Origin of the sequence: Mycolicibacterium sp. lyk4-40-TYG-92 (assembly GCF_030209435.1) — a bacterium.
GTDB lineage: Bacteria > Actinomycetota > Actinomycetes > Mycobacteriales > Mycobacteriaceae > Mycobacterium.
The window spans coordinates 230094-245437 of record NZ_JARVRX010000001.1 but is presented as its reverse complement, the minus strand read 5'-3'; the positions used below and the strand labels follow the sequence as shown (position 1 = coordinate 245437).

15 protein-coding genes are annotated in these 15344 nt (G+C 66.7%); 8 read left to right on the top strand and 7 right to left on the bottom strand.

The features are described 5' to 3' along the window. The 5 genes from QRN63_RS01220 to QRN63_RS01200 all read left to right on the top strand — a co-directional run bounded on the left by QRN63_RS01220 (position 1) and on the right by QRN63_RS01200 (position 4354). Entirely contained in the window at positions 1 to 891 is an 891-nt protein-coding gene (locus tag QRN63_RS01220) for a CoA transferase subunit A (protein ID WP_285028897.1), read from the top strand. Further along, positions 888 to 1637: a cholesterol ring-cleaving hydrolase subunit IpdB gene (gene ipdB / locus QRN63_RS01215; protein ID WP_267318557.1), complete on the top strand. Its 750-nt coding sequence runs from the start codon at positions 888 to 890 to the stop codon at positions 1635 to 1637. Before QRN63_RS01220 ends, ipdB begins: the two co-directional genes overlap by 4 nt. Continuing rightward, positions 1634 to 2704 (top strand): (3aS,4S,5R,7aS)-5-hydroxy-7a-methyl-1-oxo-octahydro-1H-indene-4-carboxyl-CoA dehydrogenase, encoded by a 1071-nt coding sequence (ipdC, locus tag QRN63_RS01210; protein ID WP_285028896.1) that lies wholly within the window; start codon positions 1634 to 1636, stop codon positions 2702 to 2704. Before ipdB ends, ipdC begins: the two co-directional genes overlap by 4 nt. Before the next feature lie 96 nt (positions 2705 to 2800). Beyond that, complete coding sequence (locus QRN63_RS01205) at positions 2801 to 3253, top strand: lysophospholipid acyltransferase family protein (protein ID WP_285028895.1); 453 nt, start codon at positions 2801 to 2803, stop codon at positions 3251 to 3253. Positions 3254 to 3361: 108 nt separating this feature from the next. Next, on the top strand, positions 3362 to 4354 hold the full coding sequence (locus tag QRN63_RS01200) for an FUSC family protein (RefSeq protein ID WP_267320524.1): 993 nt from the start codon (positions 3362 to 3364) through the stop codon (positions 4352 to 4354). 30 nt (positions 4355 to 4384) lie between these two features. Here the strand turns inward: QRN63_RS01200 and QRN63_RS01195 are convergent, their stop codons facing one another. Continuing rightward, positions 4385 to 5644 carry an HNH endonuclease signature motif containing protein gene (locus QRN63_RS01195; RefSeq protein WP_285028894.1) on the bottom strand — a complete coding sequence of 420 codons (1260 nt, stop codon included), beginning with the start codon at positions 5642 to 5644 and terminating at the stop codon, positions 4385 to 4387. A 76-nt stretch (positions 5645 to 5720) separates the two neighbouring features. Beyond that, a complete protein-coding gene (locus tag QRN63_RS01190; protein ID WP_285028893.1) occupies positions 5721 to 8021 on the bottom strand; it encodes an FdhF/YdeP family oxidoreductase in 2301 nt (766 codons plus the stop codon). Between the two features lie 92 nt (positions 8022 to 8113). Between QRN63_RS01190 and QRN63_RS01185 the strand changes: the two genes are divergently transcribed. After that, positions 8114 to 9010 (top strand): LysR family transcriptional regulator, encoded by an 897-nt coding sequence (locus QRN63_RS01185; RefSeq protein ID WP_267320521.1) that lies wholly within the window; start codon positions 8114 to 8116, stop codon positions 9008 to 9010. Here the strand turns inward: QRN63_RS01185 and QRN63_RS01180 are convergent. The 3 genes from QRN63_RS01180 to QRN63_RS01170 are packed head-to-tail and all read right to left on the bottom strand — an operon-like array spanning position 9007 to position 12336. After that, positions 9007 to 9969 carry a cation diffusion facilitator family transporter gene (locus QRN63_RS01180; protein ID WP_285028892.1) on the bottom strand — a complete coding sequence of 321 codons (963 nt, stop codon included), beginning with the start codon at positions 9967 to 9969 and terminating at the stop codon, positions 9007 to 9009. The two genes, QRN63_RS01185 and QRN63_RS01180, sit on opposite strands and share 4 nt — an antisense overlap. A gap of 20 nt (positions 9970 to 9989) precedes the next feature. Next, entirely contained in the window at positions 9990 to 11522 is a 1533-nt protein-coding gene (locus QRN63_RS01175) for a WS/DGAT/MGAT family O-acyltransferase (RefSeq protein WP_267320519.1), read from the bottom strand. Between the two features lie 31 nt (positions 11523 to 11553). Beyond that, positions 11554 to 12336 (bottom strand): SDR family NAD(P)-dependent oxidoreductase, encoded by a 783-nt coding sequence (locus QRN63_RS01170; protein ID WP_285028891.1) that lies wholly within the window; start codon positions 12334 to 12336, stop codon positions 11554 to 11556. Between the two features lie 95 nt (positions 12337 to 12431). Between QRN63_RS01170 and QRN63_RS01165 the strand changes: the two genes are divergently transcribed. After that, on the top strand, positions 12432 to 13049 hold the full coding sequence (locus QRN63_RS01165; protein ID WP_267320517.1) for a QsdR family transcriptional regulator: 618 nt from the start codon (positions 12432 to 12434) through the stop codon (positions 13047 to 13049). A 28-nt stretch (positions 13050 to 13077) separates the two neighbouring features. Further along, entirely contained in the window at positions 13078 to 13365 is a 288-nt protein-coding gene (locus QRN63_RS01160; protein ID WP_267320516.1) for a hypothetical protein, read from the top strand. A 71-nt stretch (positions 13366 to 13436) separates the two neighbouring features. Here QRN63_RS01160 and QRN63_RS01155 read toward each other — a convergent pair whose 3' ends face one another. Both QRN63_RS01155 and kstR2 read right to left on the bottom strand, forming a co-directional pair. After that, on the bottom strand, positions 13437 to 14591 hold the full coding sequence (locus tag QRN63_RS01155; protein WP_285028890.1) for an acetyl-CoA C-acetyltransferase: 1155 nt from the start codon (positions 14589 to 14591) through the stop codon (positions 13437 to 13439). Between the two features lie 26 nt (positions 14592 to 14617). After that, entirely contained in the window at positions 14618 to 15238 is a 621-nt protein-coding gene (gene kstR2, locus QRN63_RS01150) for a TetR family transcriptional regulator KstR2 (RefSeq protein WP_285028889.1), read from the bottom strand. Positions 15239 to 15344: the final 106 nt, after the last annotated feature.

Genomic DNA, 15344 nt, shown 5'->3' with positions numbered 1-15344 from the left:
ATGGCAGACAAGATAACAACTCTCGAAGCCGCAGTCGCTGAGATCGAGAGCGGCATGACCATCGGCATCGGTGGCTGGGGTTCGCGCCGCAAGCCGATGGCCTTCATCCGCGCGCTGCTGCGTACCGACGTGACCGACCTGACCGTCGTCACCTACGGCGGTCCGGACCTCGGATTGCTCTGTGCCGCAGGCAAGGTCAAGCGCGTCTACTACGGCTTCGTGTCGCTGGACTCGCCGCCGTTCTACGACCCGTGGTTCGCGCGCCGCCGCACGGAAGGCGCCATCGAGGCCCGCGAGATGGACGAGGGCATGCTGCGCTGTGGCCTGCAAGCTGCCGCACAACGCCTTCCGTTCCTGCCGATCCGCGCCGGCCTGGGCAGCGATGTCCGCGCCTTCTGGGGTGACGAACTCAAGACCGTCACCTCGCCGTACGAGACCGACGGTGCGCACGAGGAACTCATCGCCATGCCCGCGCTGAACCTCGACGCCGCGTTCGTGCACATGAACCTCGGCGATGTGAAGGGCAATGCCGCCTACACCGGCATCGACCCCTACTTCGACGACCTGTTCCTGATGTCGGCCAAGCGCCGGCACCTGTCGGTCGAGAAGATCGTCTCCACCGAGGAACTGGTGAAGTCGGTTGTGCCGCAGCAGCAGATCATCAACCGCATGATGGTCGACACCGTGGTCGAGGCCCCGAACGGCGCCCACTTCACCACCAACGAGCCGGACTACCGGCGCGACGAGAAGTTCCAGCGTCACTACGCCGAGGCCGCGGGCTCGGACGAGAGCTGGGCCGAGTTCGTCAAGACCTACCTGTCCGGAACCGAGGCCGACTACCAGGCCGCGGTCCGTAAGTTCGCTGAGGCCCAGAAGGAGGCCGCCAAATGAGTGACGCAACCCGCGCCGAGGTCTGTGCTGTCGCCTGCGCCGAATTGTTCCGTGACGCAGGGGAAATCATGGCCAGCCCCATGACGACCGTCGTGCAGATCGGCGCCCGCCTGGCCCGCCTGACCTTCTCCCCCGACATCGTGATCACCGACGGCGAGGCCCGCATGCTGGCCGACACCCCGGCGATCGGCGCCCCGTTCGCCGTCGAGGGCTGGATGCCGTTCAACCGCGTCTTCGAGACCCTGGCCTGGGGCCGTCGCCATGTGGTCATGGGCGCCAACCAGATCGACCGGTACGGCAACCAGAACCTGTCGGCGTTCGGCCCGATCCAGCAGCCGACCCGCCAGATGTTCGGTGTCCGCGGCGCGCCCGGCAACAGCATCAACCACGCGACGAGCTACTTCGTGGGCAACCACACCAAGCGCGTGTTCGCCGAGTCGGTCGACATCGTGTCCGGAATCGGTTGGGACAAGGTCGATCCGGACAACCCGGCGTACCGTTTCCTGAACGTCTACCAGGTGGTGTCCAACCTGGGCGTGTTCGACTTCAACGGCCCCGAGCACCAGATGCGCGCGGTGTCGCTACACCCGGGTGTGACGGCCGACGAGGTCGCCGACAACACCTCATTCGAGGTGCACGGCATGGACACCGCCGGCGAGACCCGCCTGCCGACCGCCGAAGAACTGCAGCTGCTGCGCGAGGTGATCGACCCGAAGTCGTTCCGCGACAAGGAAGTCAAGTCGTGAGCAAGCTCAAGACGGCGCTGACCGAACTGGTCGGCATCGAGTACCCGGTGGTGCAGACCGGCATGGGCTGGGTGGCCGGCGCGCGACTGGTCGCGGCCACCTCCAACGCCGGCGGGCTCGGCATTCTGGCGTCGGCGACGATGACGCTCGAAGAGCTGCAGACCGCCGTCACCAAGGTCAAGGCGGCCACCGACAAGCCCTTCGGCATCAACATGCGTGCCGACGCCGGTGATGCGGACGCCCGCTGCGACCTCCTGATCCGCGAAGGAGTCAAAGTCGCCTCCTTCGCCCTGGCTCCCAAGCCCGAGCTGATCGCCAAGCTCAAAGATGCCGGTGTCGTGGTGATCCCGTCGGTCGGTCTGGCCAAGCACGCCAAGAAGGTGGCGAGCTGGGGCGCCGACGCGGTGATCGTGCAGGGCGGTGAGGGCGGTGGCCACACCGGCCCGATCGCCACCACGCTGCTGCTGCCTTCGGTGTTGGACGCGGTCTCCGGCACCGGCATGCCGGTGATCGCCGCGGGTGGTTTCTTCGACGGCCGCGGGCTGGCGGCCGCGCTGTCCTACGGCGCCGCCGGTGTCGCGATGGGCACGCGGTTCCTGCTGACCTCCGACTCGACGGTGCCTGATGCCGTCAAGCAGCGCTACCTGGAAGCCGCACTGGACGGCACCGTGGTATCGACCCGCGTCGACGGCATGCCGCACCGGGTGCTGCGCACCGGTCTGGTGGAGAAGCTCGAAAGCGGTTCGCCGGTACGCGGTTTCGTCGCCGCCGTCGGCAATGCCCAGAAGTTCAAGAAGATGTCGGGCATGACATGGCGGTCCATGATCAAGGACGGCCTGGCCATGCGGCACGGCAAGGACCTGACCTGGTCGCAGGTCGTCATGGCGGCCAACACCCCGATGCTGCTGAAAGCCGGTCTGGTGGAAGGCAACACCGAGGCGGGCGTGCTGGCGTCGGGCCAGGTGGCGGGCATCGTGGAGGATTTGCCAGCCTGCTCCGAACTCATACCGCGGATCGCTGCCGAGGCCATCGAGCATCTGCAGGCGGCCACCAGCTACATCGTCTAGCTCCTGCGGTTAGGCGCGACAGCCCTCAAATCGTTTTGGATTTGGGGGCTTTCGCTTGTCGCGCGTCGAGGCGGTTCGTGGCGACGTGACGTTCTGGTGTGGCCAGGCGGTGAGCTGGACGCGATGCGCAGCTGGCGCGACCGTGACAAGGCGATCCTGGCCGGCCGCAAGGGCTTTGTGAAGCAGGCGATCCGGTCCGGTGTGCCGATCGTCCCGGTGGCCACGATCGGTGGACACGACACCGTCTTCGTGCTGAACGAAGGCAAGTTCCTGGCCAAGTGGAGCGGCCTCGGAAGGCGCTTGCGCGGCGCCAACATGCCGATCATCGCCGGTTTCCCGTTCCCGCTCGCGGTCGAGGTCCTGCCGATGCACCTGCCGCTGCACGCGAAAATCCGCACCGAGCTGCTCGACCCGATTTACGTGGACACCGACCCCGCGCGCGCGAACGACGCCGCCTACGTCGACAAGGTGTACGACGAGGTGCAATTCGCCATTCAAGCCGGCATGGACCGGCTGGCCAAGCGCCGCAGCTTCCCTGTACTCGGGTGATCCCCCGATAGGCGCCGCCGATCACCTGCTCGGCATTTCCACTTTGACGGCCGCTCCCCGAGTACGACAGCCTGATTGAGTCAGTCGTTCATCGATCGGAGTGAGCCCATGCGCACCGTCTATATGCGCGTGCGCCGGGCCATGACCCCGCCGATGGAAGACCACCGGCCGGCAATGCGGGTCGCGCTCGGGCTCGCCATCCCGGGCGTCGCGCTGCTCGCGGCGGGACGTCCCGACCTCATCATCTACGCGATGTTCGGTGCGATCACCGGCATGTACGGCCGCACCGAAACCCGCTCCCGACGGTTCGCGCATCAGACCCAGGGCGGAGTGATCCTGGTCCTCGGTGTGGCCATCGGCGTGCTGCTCGCCAATTCCCATGCGCCACCGGCGGTCCTGGTCATCGCTGCGGTGACGTTCGCCGCCGTCGGATCCGTGGTGACCGACTACCTCGCGCTCAAGCCGGAGGGACCGTTCTACGGCGTCTTCGCCCTGGGCGCCATCGCCACAGTGCCCGCCGGCCGGGTGGCGCCGTCGTCGGCGATCTTGCTCTGTGCCGCAACAGCTTTGTTGTGTGTCCTGCTGGGTGTGCTCGACGCGCCGCGGGCCATCGAGCCGGTCACCCGGCTCACTGTGCCGAACCGGCGCGAAGTGCTGATCCACGCCGGCCGCTACGGGCTCGCCATCAGCGCCGCGGGCACCGCAGGTCTGGCACTGGGTGTCGACCATGCCAACTGGGCCATCGCCGCGGCCGCCGGACCGCTGGCCGCCGCGGACGCCAGCGGCCGCATCAAGCGCGGAATCCACCGCCTGGGTGGCACTTTCATCGGGCTGGCCGTGGCTGCGGCTCTGCTGGTGCCCCAGCCCAGCCAGTACGCGCTGGCAATCTGCGTCATGGTGCTGTTGTTCCCCACCGAGTTGTTCATGACACACCACCACGCCGTCGCGCTGGGCTTTTTCACGCCGTTGATCATGCTGATGACCGACCTCGCCGCGCCCACCGAACCGCTTGTGCTGCTGACCGCTCGTGGCATCGACACCATCATCGGCGTCACCGCCGCCATCGCGGTGTCGATGCTGTTGCCGGGCACCCGGGAATAGAGCCCGACGCCAGTTCTGCTGGCGCCCAGCCTAGTTGGCTGACGGTGTGGGTGGCGGTTCGAAGGGTTGGTACCACCACCATTGAGCACGCTCCCCGGTCGGCCCGTGGCACGGCGGCACCTCGGGAAAGGGCGTCGTCGGTGGCCGCGCGAGTGACCCGCCGTCGAGTTGTCGGCCCGCGGCGTCAGTGACGACCAGCCGATCGGCCGGCCCGGTGATGGTGATGCCGCCCTGGTGGTGCAACCGGTGGTGATATGGGCACACCAACACCAGGTTGTGCAGCTCGGTTTCCCCGCCGTTCTCCCAATGAATGATGTGATGCGCATGCAAGCCCCGGGTCGCCCCGCACCCGGGCACGACGCAGCAGCGGTCCCGATGCTCCAGAGCCCGGCGCAGCCGCCGGCTGATCGTGCGCGTCGACCGACCGGCACCGAACGGCTGACCATGCTTCTCGAGCCACACCTCGCACGTCGCGTCGCACAACAGCAGACGGCGTTCGTCGTCGGTTAGCAGCGAACCCAGATGCAGAGTTGCTTTGTCGTGGTCGATGTCGAAGTGCACGACGACAGTGGTGTGCTGACCGTGCGGGCGGCGCGCGACGTCGGTGTCCCAACCGGCCTCGACCAGGCTCATGAACGCATCGACCTGGTTCGGAAACGGCGGCGCCTCGTCGGAGGGTTGATCATCGTCGTGGTTACGTTTCCAGTCCGCGACCAACGCTTCCTGATGCGAGGCCAGCGCCGCATCGAACTTCGCGGCTTCCAGTTTCGGCAGCCGGATCTTGTAGGTGACCGAGCCGTCGTCGTGGCTGGCCTTGGAGATCGACCGCTGCGGCTCCGGCTTCGATTCCGGCTCGGGGCCCGGGCGCGGCTCGAGCTTCACTGCGGTCCGTAGTTGGGTGACCGTGGCGCTTTCGGCGAACTGCGCGTAATGCTCATCCGAACCCTCGCCGGCATGCTCGGCGACCACCCCGACCTGATCCAACGACAACCGGCCCTCCCGCATCGCCTCGGCGCAGCGCGGGAACTCCTCGATCCGGTGCGCGACCGCAACCATGACTTCCGCATTACGCGGCGACACCCCGGTCTTCCACGCCACCAACGACGACAGCGACCGGGCCCCCGTCGCGCCCCACAGTCCGTCACGGTCGATCTCGGCCACGATCTCCACCAGGCGCCCGTCGATCGCATTGCGCTGACCGATCAACTCACCGATCTCCACGACGAACGCATCAAGACGCTCACACGGCGACGGCGACTCAACATCGAAAGCCGTTGCCGTGGTGGACATAACACCATCAAAGCAGAAGGGTCCGACAAGTTTCCGACGCCGCAGACGCGGTAGCCGAGGCTCTCAGGCCTGTCCCCTATACCACCGACTTCGTCACGGTGACCTTCACGTTCTTCATGATGGGCTGGTCGCTCTGCGTGCTGAAATCGCCGATGGCGCACAGCACATTCATCTCGGGCATGTACCCGGCCGCGTTGCCGCGCGGAATGCTGTACGGCACCGCCTTGTAACGGTGCAGTGATCGGACACTACCGTCGCGTGCGGTGGCGACGATGTCGACGTCGTCGAACTCCTTGATGCCACGGTCGGCCATGTCGCGCTCGTTCATGAAGATCAGCGTGCGCAGGTTCTTGATGCCGCGGTAGCGATCATTGTCGGAGTAGACGGTGGTGTTCCACTGATCGTGCGACCGCAGCGTCGCCAGGATCAGGGTGCCTTCACTGACGGTGTCGTCGGGCAGCTCGACGGCCGAGAACTCCGCGCGGCCCGACGGCGTCAGGAAGATCAGTTCGCGCGCGGGCTGCTTGATCCGGAAGCCCAGCGGCAAGCGGACCCGGCGGTTGAAGTCCTCAAACCCGTTGAGCACCTTGGCCATGGTGTCGCGGATGCGGTCGTAGTCCTCGACGTACCACTGCCACGGGGTGCGGCTCTCGGGCAGCGCCGCAGCGGCGATACCCGCGATGATCGCCGGCTCCGACAGCAGGTGCGGTGACGCCGGCTTCTTCATGCCGACCGACAGGTGCACCATGCTCATCGAGTCCTCGACAGAGGTGGACTGAATGCCCGCCTTCTGGTGGTCCTTCTCCGTGCGGCCCAGGCACGGCAGGATCAGCGCCTGCCTGCCGTGAATCACGTGGCTGCGGTTGAGTTTTGTGCTGACCTGCACGGTGAGGTCGCATTTCTGCAGGCCTGCGAACGTGTACGCGGTATCCGGTGCGGCACTGGCGAAATTGCCGCCCATGCCGATGAACACCTTGACTTTGCCGCTGTGCATGCCCTCAATGGTGTGGACGGTATCCAGCCCGTGCGCCAGCGGCGGGTCGATGTCGCAGACCTCGGCAAGGCGTTCCAGGAACTCCTCAGTCGGCCGGTGGTCGATACCGCAGGTGCGGTTGCCCTGCACGTTGCTGTGCCCGCGCACCGGCGACGGGCCGGCGCCCTCGCGGCCCAGATTGCCGCGCAGCAGAAGCAGATTCACGATTTCCCGCACGCTGTCGACGCCGTGCTCGTGCTGGGTGACGCCGAGGCACCAGCTGATGATGCTGCGGTCCGCGTCGCGGTAAATCTTGGCGGCCCTGCGGATGTCGCGTTCCGAAACTCCGGACTTGTAGACGATCTCATCCCACGAGGTGGCCTCGACCGCGGCCCGGTAGGCCTCGAATCCGCTGGTGTACCGCTCGATGAATTCGACGTCGAGCGCCTTCGGGTCCGTTTCCGTTTGTTCCAGAACAACTTTGGCGATACCGCGGATCAGGGCCATGTCGCCGCCGATCCGGGGCTGCAGGTTCAGCGTGCTGGTCTTGGTGGACTTGAACGTCGCCATCCGCAGGAAGTCGTGCGGGATGATGGTCCGGGTGGCGCCGGCCTCGACGAGCGGGTTGATGTGCACGATCTGCGCGCCGCGGCGATAGGCCTCCGACAGCGCCGTGAGCATGCGGGGCGCGTTGGAGGCGGCGTTGACGCCGATGACGAACAGCGCGTCCGCGGTCTCCCAGTCCTCGAGGTCGACGGTGCCCTTGCCGGTGCCCAGCGCGGCCTGCATGGCGCGGCCGCTGGCCTCGTGACACATGTTCGAGCAGTCGGGCAGGTTGTTGGTGCCCAACTCCCGCGCCAGCAGTTGGTAGAGGAACGTCGCCTCATTGCCCAGGCGACCCGAGGTGTAATACGACGCCTGGTTGGGATCGTCCAGATCCGCCAGGGCCCGGCCGACGAGGTCGAAGGCATCGCGCCAACTGATGGGCTTGTACTTGTCGGTCGCCGCGTCATACACCATCGGCTCGGTGAGCCGGCCCGTGTCTTCCAGCGCGAAATCGCTCCACTCGGCGAGTTCCGAAACCGTGTGCTGGGCAAAGAATTCCGGCCCGCAGCGCTTGTGCGTCATCTCCCACGTGACGTGCTTGATGCCGTTCTCGCAGATGTCGAGCTTGAGGCCCTTCATGTCGTCGGGCCAGGCGCAGCCCGGGCAGTCGAAGCCACCGTCCTCGTGATTCATCTTCATGATCGCGTGCGGCCCGCTGATGGGTTCGCGCTCGCGGGCCAGGAACTTCGTGACACTGATCGCCGCGCCCCAGCCGGCGGCGGGATGGTGGTAGGGATGGAACTCGGGCTCGCCGTGTCCCTCGGTATCGACTCGCTGCTCAATGCTCCGGTCGGTCATGGGACAAGTCTGCTCGGCAAACGACGCCTGCGTCCAAGGGCAATTTCCGTGAGCCTGATAAGCAAGGCCTATCACCCGTGGTCGAATAGTTCATGCTGTTCCGCCAGCTCGAATACTTCGTGGCGCTCGCCCGCGAGAAGCACTTCGCGCGCGCCGCTGCCGCCTGCTACGTTTCGCAACCGGCGCTGTCCGAGGCGATCCGCAAGCTCGAGAACGAACTCAAGGTTCCGCTGGTGCGGCGCGGGCAGAGCTTCGAGGGCCTGACGCCCGAAGGCGAACGCCTGGTGTTGTGGGCGCGCCGGATTCTGGCCGATCACGACGCCCTCATCCACGAGGTCACCGCGTTGCAGACGGGCCTGACGGGCGAGCTCCGACTCGGTGTCATCCCGGCCGCGTCGGGCACGGTGGCCCTGCTGACCGATCCGTTCTGCCTCGAACATCCCTTGGTACGGGTGCAATTGGAGAGCAGCCTGCGCTCGGCGGGCATCGTCGAGCGCATTCGCCGGTTCGAGCTCGACGCGGGAATCATCTACCCCGACGGCGTCGACACCACAGGTCTGACGGTCACGCCGCTCTACGAAGAACGGCAGGTACTGATCGCCGGCGCCGAACTGCTTGCCAGCCAGCCGAATCCGCTGACGTGGTCCGATGCCCTGGAACTGCCGCTGTGCCTGTTGAACACGGGGATGCGGGGCCGGCAGCTGCTCGACGACGTCCTGGCCGCGCACAGCCTGACGGCGACGCCTCGGCTCGAAGCGGATTCGGTGGTGTCCCTGCTGGCGCACGTCAGTGGTGGCCGCTGGGCGAGCATCGTCCCGCAGACCTGGCTGCACACGTTGCGCCCGCCGGACGGGGTGCGGGTGGTGCCGTTGGACGAACCCCAGGTGACAGCGACGGTCGCGCTGGTCACCGGCGCCGCCGAGCCCGGTTCGGTACTGGCGCGCGCATTGGTCGCGACGGCACATCGCGCGCCGATCAATCCCGGCTAGCGGTACCACTCGGGCAGCTCGGTGGGACGCAGATCGGTGGTGTCGCCCGGCCGCGTCAGCGTCAGCACCGCCCGCACAATCTCGGGGCGCGCCGCCAGCGCGTCGGCGATGGCGTTGAGCCGCGCCGCCACGTTCGACTCGGCCGCGTCACCGACGAGGTCGACGGCCGCGACCAGATAGATCCGGTTCGACCCGACCCATTCCATGTGCAGATAGCTGACGCGCTCGATGTCGTGATGGTCGAGCAGGGCCAGCAGCGCGTTGTTGCGCGCAAGCGGCGTGACGGTCTCCCCCGTCAGGAAATCCATGTTGCGCCCGATGAGGAACAGCGCCACGACCCCGAGCAGCAGACCGACCAGGATCGAGCCGATGGCGTCCCAGACCGCATTGCCGGTGAGTTGGTGCGCCAAGATGCCGCACGCCGCAATCACGATGCCGATGAGGGCGGACAGATCCTCGGCGAAGACCGCGCGCAGCATGGGGTTCGACGTGACACGGATATAGCGCAACGGGTGGATCCGTCGCTCGAGCGCGCCGGACTTCGTCTGCGAGAACGCTTGCAGGAACGACGAGCCCTCCAACACGAACGACACCGCAAGCACCGCATAGGCCCAGCCGTAGGACGTCGCCTCGGCCTCGCCCTTGAGGGACTGGATGCCGTGCCAGATCGATACCACCGCGCCGACCGTGAACAGCCCGAAGGCCGCGAACATCGACCAGATGTAGCCCGCCCGGCCGTAGCCCAGCCGATGTTCGGCATCGGCCGGCTTGTCCGACTGGCGGGTGCCGATCAGCAGGAACACCTCGTTGCCGGTGTCCGCCCAGGAATGTGCGGACTCGGCGAGCATCGAGGCGCTCCCCGTGACGACGGCGGCAACGGTCTTGGCCACCGCGATCAGGGCGTTGGCACCGAGCGCGACGATGACTGTCAGAAAACTCTCGTCACCCGAACCGCTCATCCTTTGAACATTAGAGCCCGTCAGTAGGCGTCGCCGGGCTGAACTACCCGCACCGGGCCGCGCCGCGGCGGCGCGGGTTGCGGCTCCTGCACCCATTCGGCGCCGCTGGCCGCCATCAGCCGGCCGATCTCGTCGATGTGCATGTCCGCCAGGTCCCACACGTCGGGCACCAGTTCGCGGTCGACGATGAAGCCGAAATCGAGGCGGTCGAGATAGCTCACCACCGTGATGTTGAGCCCCTGCCCCTCGGTGACGATGGATACCGGGAACTGGTGGACCAGCTGGGCGCCGGCGAAGTACAGGGGCTTGCGGGGACCCGGCACATTCGAGATCACGAGGTTGAACGGCGTGGCCGCGATCCGGTGCGCCAGCCCGAAGCGGGACGCCAGCCGCATGGCGGACGTCGACAGCACCGGAGCCGACACCTGCGCCATGTCGCCGAGCTGACTGGCGGGCACCAGGTCCAGCAGACGCTTCGCCTCGAGCATCGCCTCACGGCAGCGGGCCACGCGCTCCAGCGGGTCCGCACAGTCGGTCGGCAGTTCGGGGAAGATCGCGGACACCCGGTTGGTCCATGGGTCCTCTTCGTCGCCGGTGCGGATCGACACCGGAACCATGGCCCGCAGTGGGCCGTCGGGCAGCGCGTCGTGGGCCTGCAGATAGCTGCGCAGGCCGCCGGCACAGATCGCCATCACGATGTCGTTGACCGTGCCGCCGGTCGCGGTCTTGAGCTGCTTGACGTTCTCCAGCGACGCGGTCCGCATGGCGAACCGGCGATGCCCGGTGATGGGCTTGTTCCACGGCGTCGGGGGCGCGGCCGAGGTCGGCAACGGAATCCTCGGGCCGTCTTCTTTGCCAAGGCGCGCAATGGCTTTGATGGCCGAGCCGGCCTTGCTGGCGGCGCTGCCGATGCTGTCGATACCGGCGGCGTCGGCGAGCTGGCCGACCAGCCGGGTCTGGAACCGCAGCGCCTTGACCGGGTGGCCCGCCAGGTTGATGACAGCCTTGCGCAGGAGGTCGAAGTCGCTGGGCAGTGGTTCGGGTTCCCAGGCCGGGCCGGGACCGGGCGGGGTGGCATCCGGTTCGGTGTCGGTCAGGATGTTGAGCATCAGCTGTCCGGCGGCCCCGTCGATGGTGGCGTGGTGGTACTTCGTCAGCATCGCCCAGTTGCCGTTGTCCAGCCCGTCGATGACGTAGACCTCCCACAGCGGCCGACTCCGGTCCATCGGACGGCCGACGATGCGCGACACCTGGTCGGCCAGCTGATCGACCATTCCCGGTCGGGCCAAATGGATTTCGCGGATGTGGAAGTCGAGATCGAAGTTCGGATCGTCGACCCAGTATGGATGGTCGAGACCCAGTGGCACCTCGACCAGTCGCCGGCGCAACGGTTCGAGTTCACCGATGAGGGACGCGTACTTCGCGTGCACCGCGGTGTACGGGTCGAACTCCTCGCTGGGCCGCTCGAAGATCATCAGCCCGGTGACGTGACCGAACGTGGTCGGCGTCTCCAGGTAGAGGAAGGTGGCGTCCATGCCGCTGAGCTGCTTCACGAGTGTTCTTCTCCTAGTTGATTTTCGGCGCTCAGCTGGTGAGCAGGCCGCCCTCGACGGGCAGCGTGATTCCGGTGACGTAGCTGCTGGCATCGCTGGCCAGGAAGATCAGCGCGGCGCTGAGTTCCTCTGTGCGCCCGAGCCTTCCGGCCAGAGTCCGGGGCAGGACGGTGGTCTCGAAGTAGCCGTCTTCGTACTGCTCGGTCATCTCGGAGGCGAAGAACCCCGGTGCCAGGGCGTTGACGCGGATGCCCTTGCGTCCCGTCCACTGCTGGGCGAGGTCACGGGTCAGACCGATCAGGCCCGCCTTCGACGACGCGTAGGCCGCCTGCGGGAGGCCGGCGGTGGTGAGGCCGAGGATGCTGCTGACGTTGATGATCGAGCTGCCCGGCTGCATGTGGGCGGCGCATGCCTGCGCCATCCAGTAGCACCCGTTCAGGTTCAGGTCGATGACGGACCGGAACTGCTCGGGCGTTTCGCGCGTCGCCGGAACGGCCGTGCCCACTCCCGCATTGTTCACCAGAATGTCGAGCCGGCCGAAGGAATCGGCGGCAGCAGCTGCGAGGGCCTTGCAGTCGTCGGGATCGGTGACGTCGGTGCGCACGGCGACGGCCTTGCGGCCGGTGGCTTCGACCAGCGCCTTGGTCTCGGCGAGCCGGTCTTCACGTCGCGCACCGAGTACGACGTCGGCGCCGGCCTGGGCCAGTGCCTGCGCGAATCCGACGCCGAGGCCGCTCGAGGCGCCGGTGACGACCGCGACGCGGCCATCGAGACGGAAGAGATCAAGGATCGACGAGGGGTTGCTCTGGGTCACTCATGCATCATATTCAAATATGTTGCATACTCGAGACCTATCGAGATATATCTCACTCGAACATCGGGTCGCTACCATGATGCGAGGGCCGCGAGATGAACAGGAGGTGCGCCATCAGCGACACACCGCTGGGACGCATGCTGGCGTCGACCGACCGGCGCCCCGACCCGCTCGAGGCATTCCGCATCGCGCGCCGCTGGTTCCTCGAGGGCCGCCGCATCGAAATGCAGGAACTGGCAACCGAACTCGGGATCAACCGGGCCACCCTGTTCCGCTGGGTCGGCGGACGCGACGAACTCCTGGCCGAAATTCTGTGGTCACTGGCCGAACCCACGCTCAGGGCCTCGATCGCTGCGTCACCCGGGCACGGCGCCGCGCACATCGCGCGGGCCGTCGGCCACTACGCCACGGTGATCGATGAAGCCGGTTTCTTCCAGGCGTTCCTGCGCCGTGAACCCGAGCGCGCGCTGCGCATTCTGGCCACCCGCGCCGGGACCTTGCAGGGCCGCCTCGTCACCGCGATCGAAGACCTACTCAACGACGAGATCGCCGCGGGTCAGCTGGATCCCCCTCTGCCCCCGCGCGACCTCGCGTTCCTCATCGTCCGAATCGTGGAGTCGTTCCTCTACGCCGACATCATCACCGGTGAGCCGCTCGAGGTCGGCAAGGCCGAGCAGGCCATCGGCGCGCTGCTGGGTCACCGACCCGGATAGTCAGCGTCCCACCCCGGGCGGGGCCGGCATGACCGGCACCGGCGGCGGATTCGGAATCGTCACGCTGGACGGCGGCACGGTGACTGTGACCGTGCTGGTGCTGGCCCGCGTCGACGGCGTAGTCGGCGGAGTCGACGGACCGACCGGGACGCCCGGGATGATCTCGGTCGAGGTCACCGTCGTCGAGGTGGAGCTGGAGGTCGAGGGAACCGACGGCGGAGGCGACTGCCTCGAACACGCACTTGCGCCGAGGACAGCTGCCACGGCCACTACGACGATGGACTTCAACATGATTGCCGAATGCCCATTGATTTGAACCGGTAAACCCGGACACATACAAAACTGCCCCTCTCCCAAGGGGAAAGGGGCAGTTCCGGCGTGCTGATGTCAGAGGCGCTCGATGATCGTGACGTTGGCGGTACCGCCGCCCTCGCACATCGTCTGCAGGCCGTAGCGGCCGCCGGTGCGCTCCAGCTCGTTGAGCAGGGTCGCGAACAGCTTGGCACCGGTCGCGCCGAGCGGGTGGCCCAGCGCGATGCCGCCGCCGTTGGGGTTCACCTTGGCCAGATCGACGCTGAGGTCCTTGGCCCAGGCGAGCACGACGGATGCGAACGCCTCGTTGATCTCGACGACGTCGATGTCGTCCATGGTCAGGCCGGTCTTCTCCAGCGCGTACTTGGTGGCGGGGATCGGACCGGTCAGCATCTTCACCGGGTCGTCGCCGCGGCAGCTGATGTGATGGATACGGGCACGCGGCTTGAGGCCGTGCGCCTTGACCGCAGCCTCGGAGGCCAGCAGCGTCGCCGACGCGCCGTCCGAAATCTGGCTGGCCAGCGCGGCGGTCAGCCGGCCACCCTCGACCAGCACCTTCAGCGAGGCCAGCTTTTCCCGGGTGCTCTCCCGCGGACCCTCGTCAACCTTGAAGCCGTCGATCGGGATGATCTCGTTGTCGAAGCGGCCCTCACGGATCGCGGTGAACGCCCGCTGGTGGCTATTGAATGCGAACTCTTCCATGTCCTCGCGGGAGATGTCCCACTGCTCGGCGATCATCTCGGCGCCGCGGAACTGCGAAATCTCCTGGTCGCCATAGCGTTCCACCCAGCGCTTCGACTCGTTGGTCGGCGAGGTGAAGCCGAACTGCTCGCCGACGATCATGGCCGAGCTGATCGGAATCTGGCTCATGTTCTGGATACCGGCGGCCAGGATCAGGTCGGCGGTACCGGACATGATCGCCTGCGCGCCAAAAGAAATAGCCTGCTGCGAGGAACCGCACTGCCGGTCGACGGTGGTACCGGGGACGCCCTCGTCGTATCCGGCGGCCAGCCAGGTCAGGCGACCGATGTTGCCGGCCTGTCCACCGACGGCGTCGACGCAACCGACGATGACGTCGTCGAACGCTGCCGGGTCGATGTCGTTGCGCGCGAAGATCCCGCGGTACGCCTCCACGCCGAGGTCGATCGGGTGGTAACCGGCGAGGGCACCGCCCTTCTTGCCGACGGCGGTGCGCACAGCGTCGATGACGTACGCCTCAGATGCGGCCATTTCTCATCTCCTTGTTGTTATGAAACCTATGTTGTTGCAATGCTTTTGGTGGAGGTGGTAATTCCTCCGAGGACGATCGCGAGGTACTGCGCACCAACCTGCTGCGCAGTCAGCGGGCCGCCGGACTGGTACCAGCGCACCGACACCCAGGTGGTGTCACGGATGAACCGGTAGACAAGGTCGACGTCCAGGTCGGAGCGAAAAACCCCTTGCCGCACACCCTCGTTGAGGATCTCGATCCACATCTTGCGCTGCTCGCGGTTGCGCTCGTCGACGAAGCCGAACTGCGGCAATGAGCCCAGCCTCTTCGCCTCGTCCTGATAGATGACGACCTGCGCGTGCCGGTGCTCGATGGCGTCGAAGGACGCCATGAACAGGCCCTTGAGCCGCTCCATCGGATCGGACTCGGTCGAAATGATCTGTTGGTACTTCTCGAACAGCCAGTCCAGGAAGTCGCGGAGGATCTCCTCGACCATCTGCTCCTTGGACTTGAAGTGGTGATAGAGACTGCCGGACAAGATGCCCGCGGAGTCCGCGATGTCGCGCACCGTGGTGGCCTTCAGCCCGCGCTCGGCGAACATCGCCGCGGCAAGCTCGAGAAGCTCGTCGCGCCTGCTGGCCTGTGGGCTGGGCAATTCAGACACCATCGGGACAGCATAGCAACCAAGCGCTTGTTAGGTCGATATCAGCCCTGCTGGCGGCGCGATTCGCGGGTCCGCCCGTCCCCCGACGCAGCCTAGACGGCGGCCGCGA

Bases quoted from the DNA above. Each gene is read 5' to 3' on its own strand.
- QRN63_RS01195 (WP_285028894.1), bottom strand. From the start codon at position 5,644: ATGTCCACCACGGCAACGGCTTTCGATGTTGAGTCGCCGTCGCCGTGT.
- QRN63_RS01165 (WP_267320517.1), top strand. From the start codon at position 12,432: ATGAACAGGAGGTGCGCCATCAGCGACACACCGCTGGGACGCATGCTG.
- QRN63_RS01190 (WP_285028893.1), bottom strand. From the start codon at position 8,021: ATGACCGACCGGAGCATTGAGCAGCGAGTCGATACCGAGGGACACGGC.
- ipdB (WP_267318557.1), top strand. From the start codon at position 888: ATGAGTGACGCAACCCGCGCCGAGGTCTGTGCTGTCGCCTGCGCCGAA.
- QRN63_RS01155 (WP_285028890.1), bottom strand. From the start codon at position 14,591: ATGGCCGCATCTGAGGCGTACGTCATCGACGCTGTGCGCACCGCCGTC.
- QRN63_RS01185 (WP_267320521.1), top strand. From the start codon at position 8,114: ATGCTGTTCCGCCAGCTCGAATACTTCGTGGCGCTCGCCCGCGAGAAG.
- QRN63_RS01220 (WP_285028897.1), top strand. From the start codon at position 1: ATGGCAGACAAGATAACAACTCTCGAAGCCGCAGTCGCTGAGATCGAG.
- QRN63_RS01200 (WP_267320524.1), top strand. From the start codon at position 3,362: ATGCGCACCGTCTATATGCGCGTGCGCCGGGCCATGACCCCGCCGATG.
- kstR2 (WP_285028889.1), bottom strand. From the start codon at position 15,238: ATGGTGTCTGAATTGCCCAGCCCACAGGCCAGCAGGCGCGACGAGCTT.
- QRN63_RS01180 (WP_285028892.1), bottom strand. From the start codon at position 9,969: ATGAGCGGTTCGGGTGACGAGAGTTTTCTGACAGTCATCGTCGCGCTC.
- QRN63_RS01160 (WP_267320516.1), top strand. From the start codon at position 13,078: ATGACCGGCACCGGCGGCGGATTCGGAATCGTCACGCTGGACGGCGGC.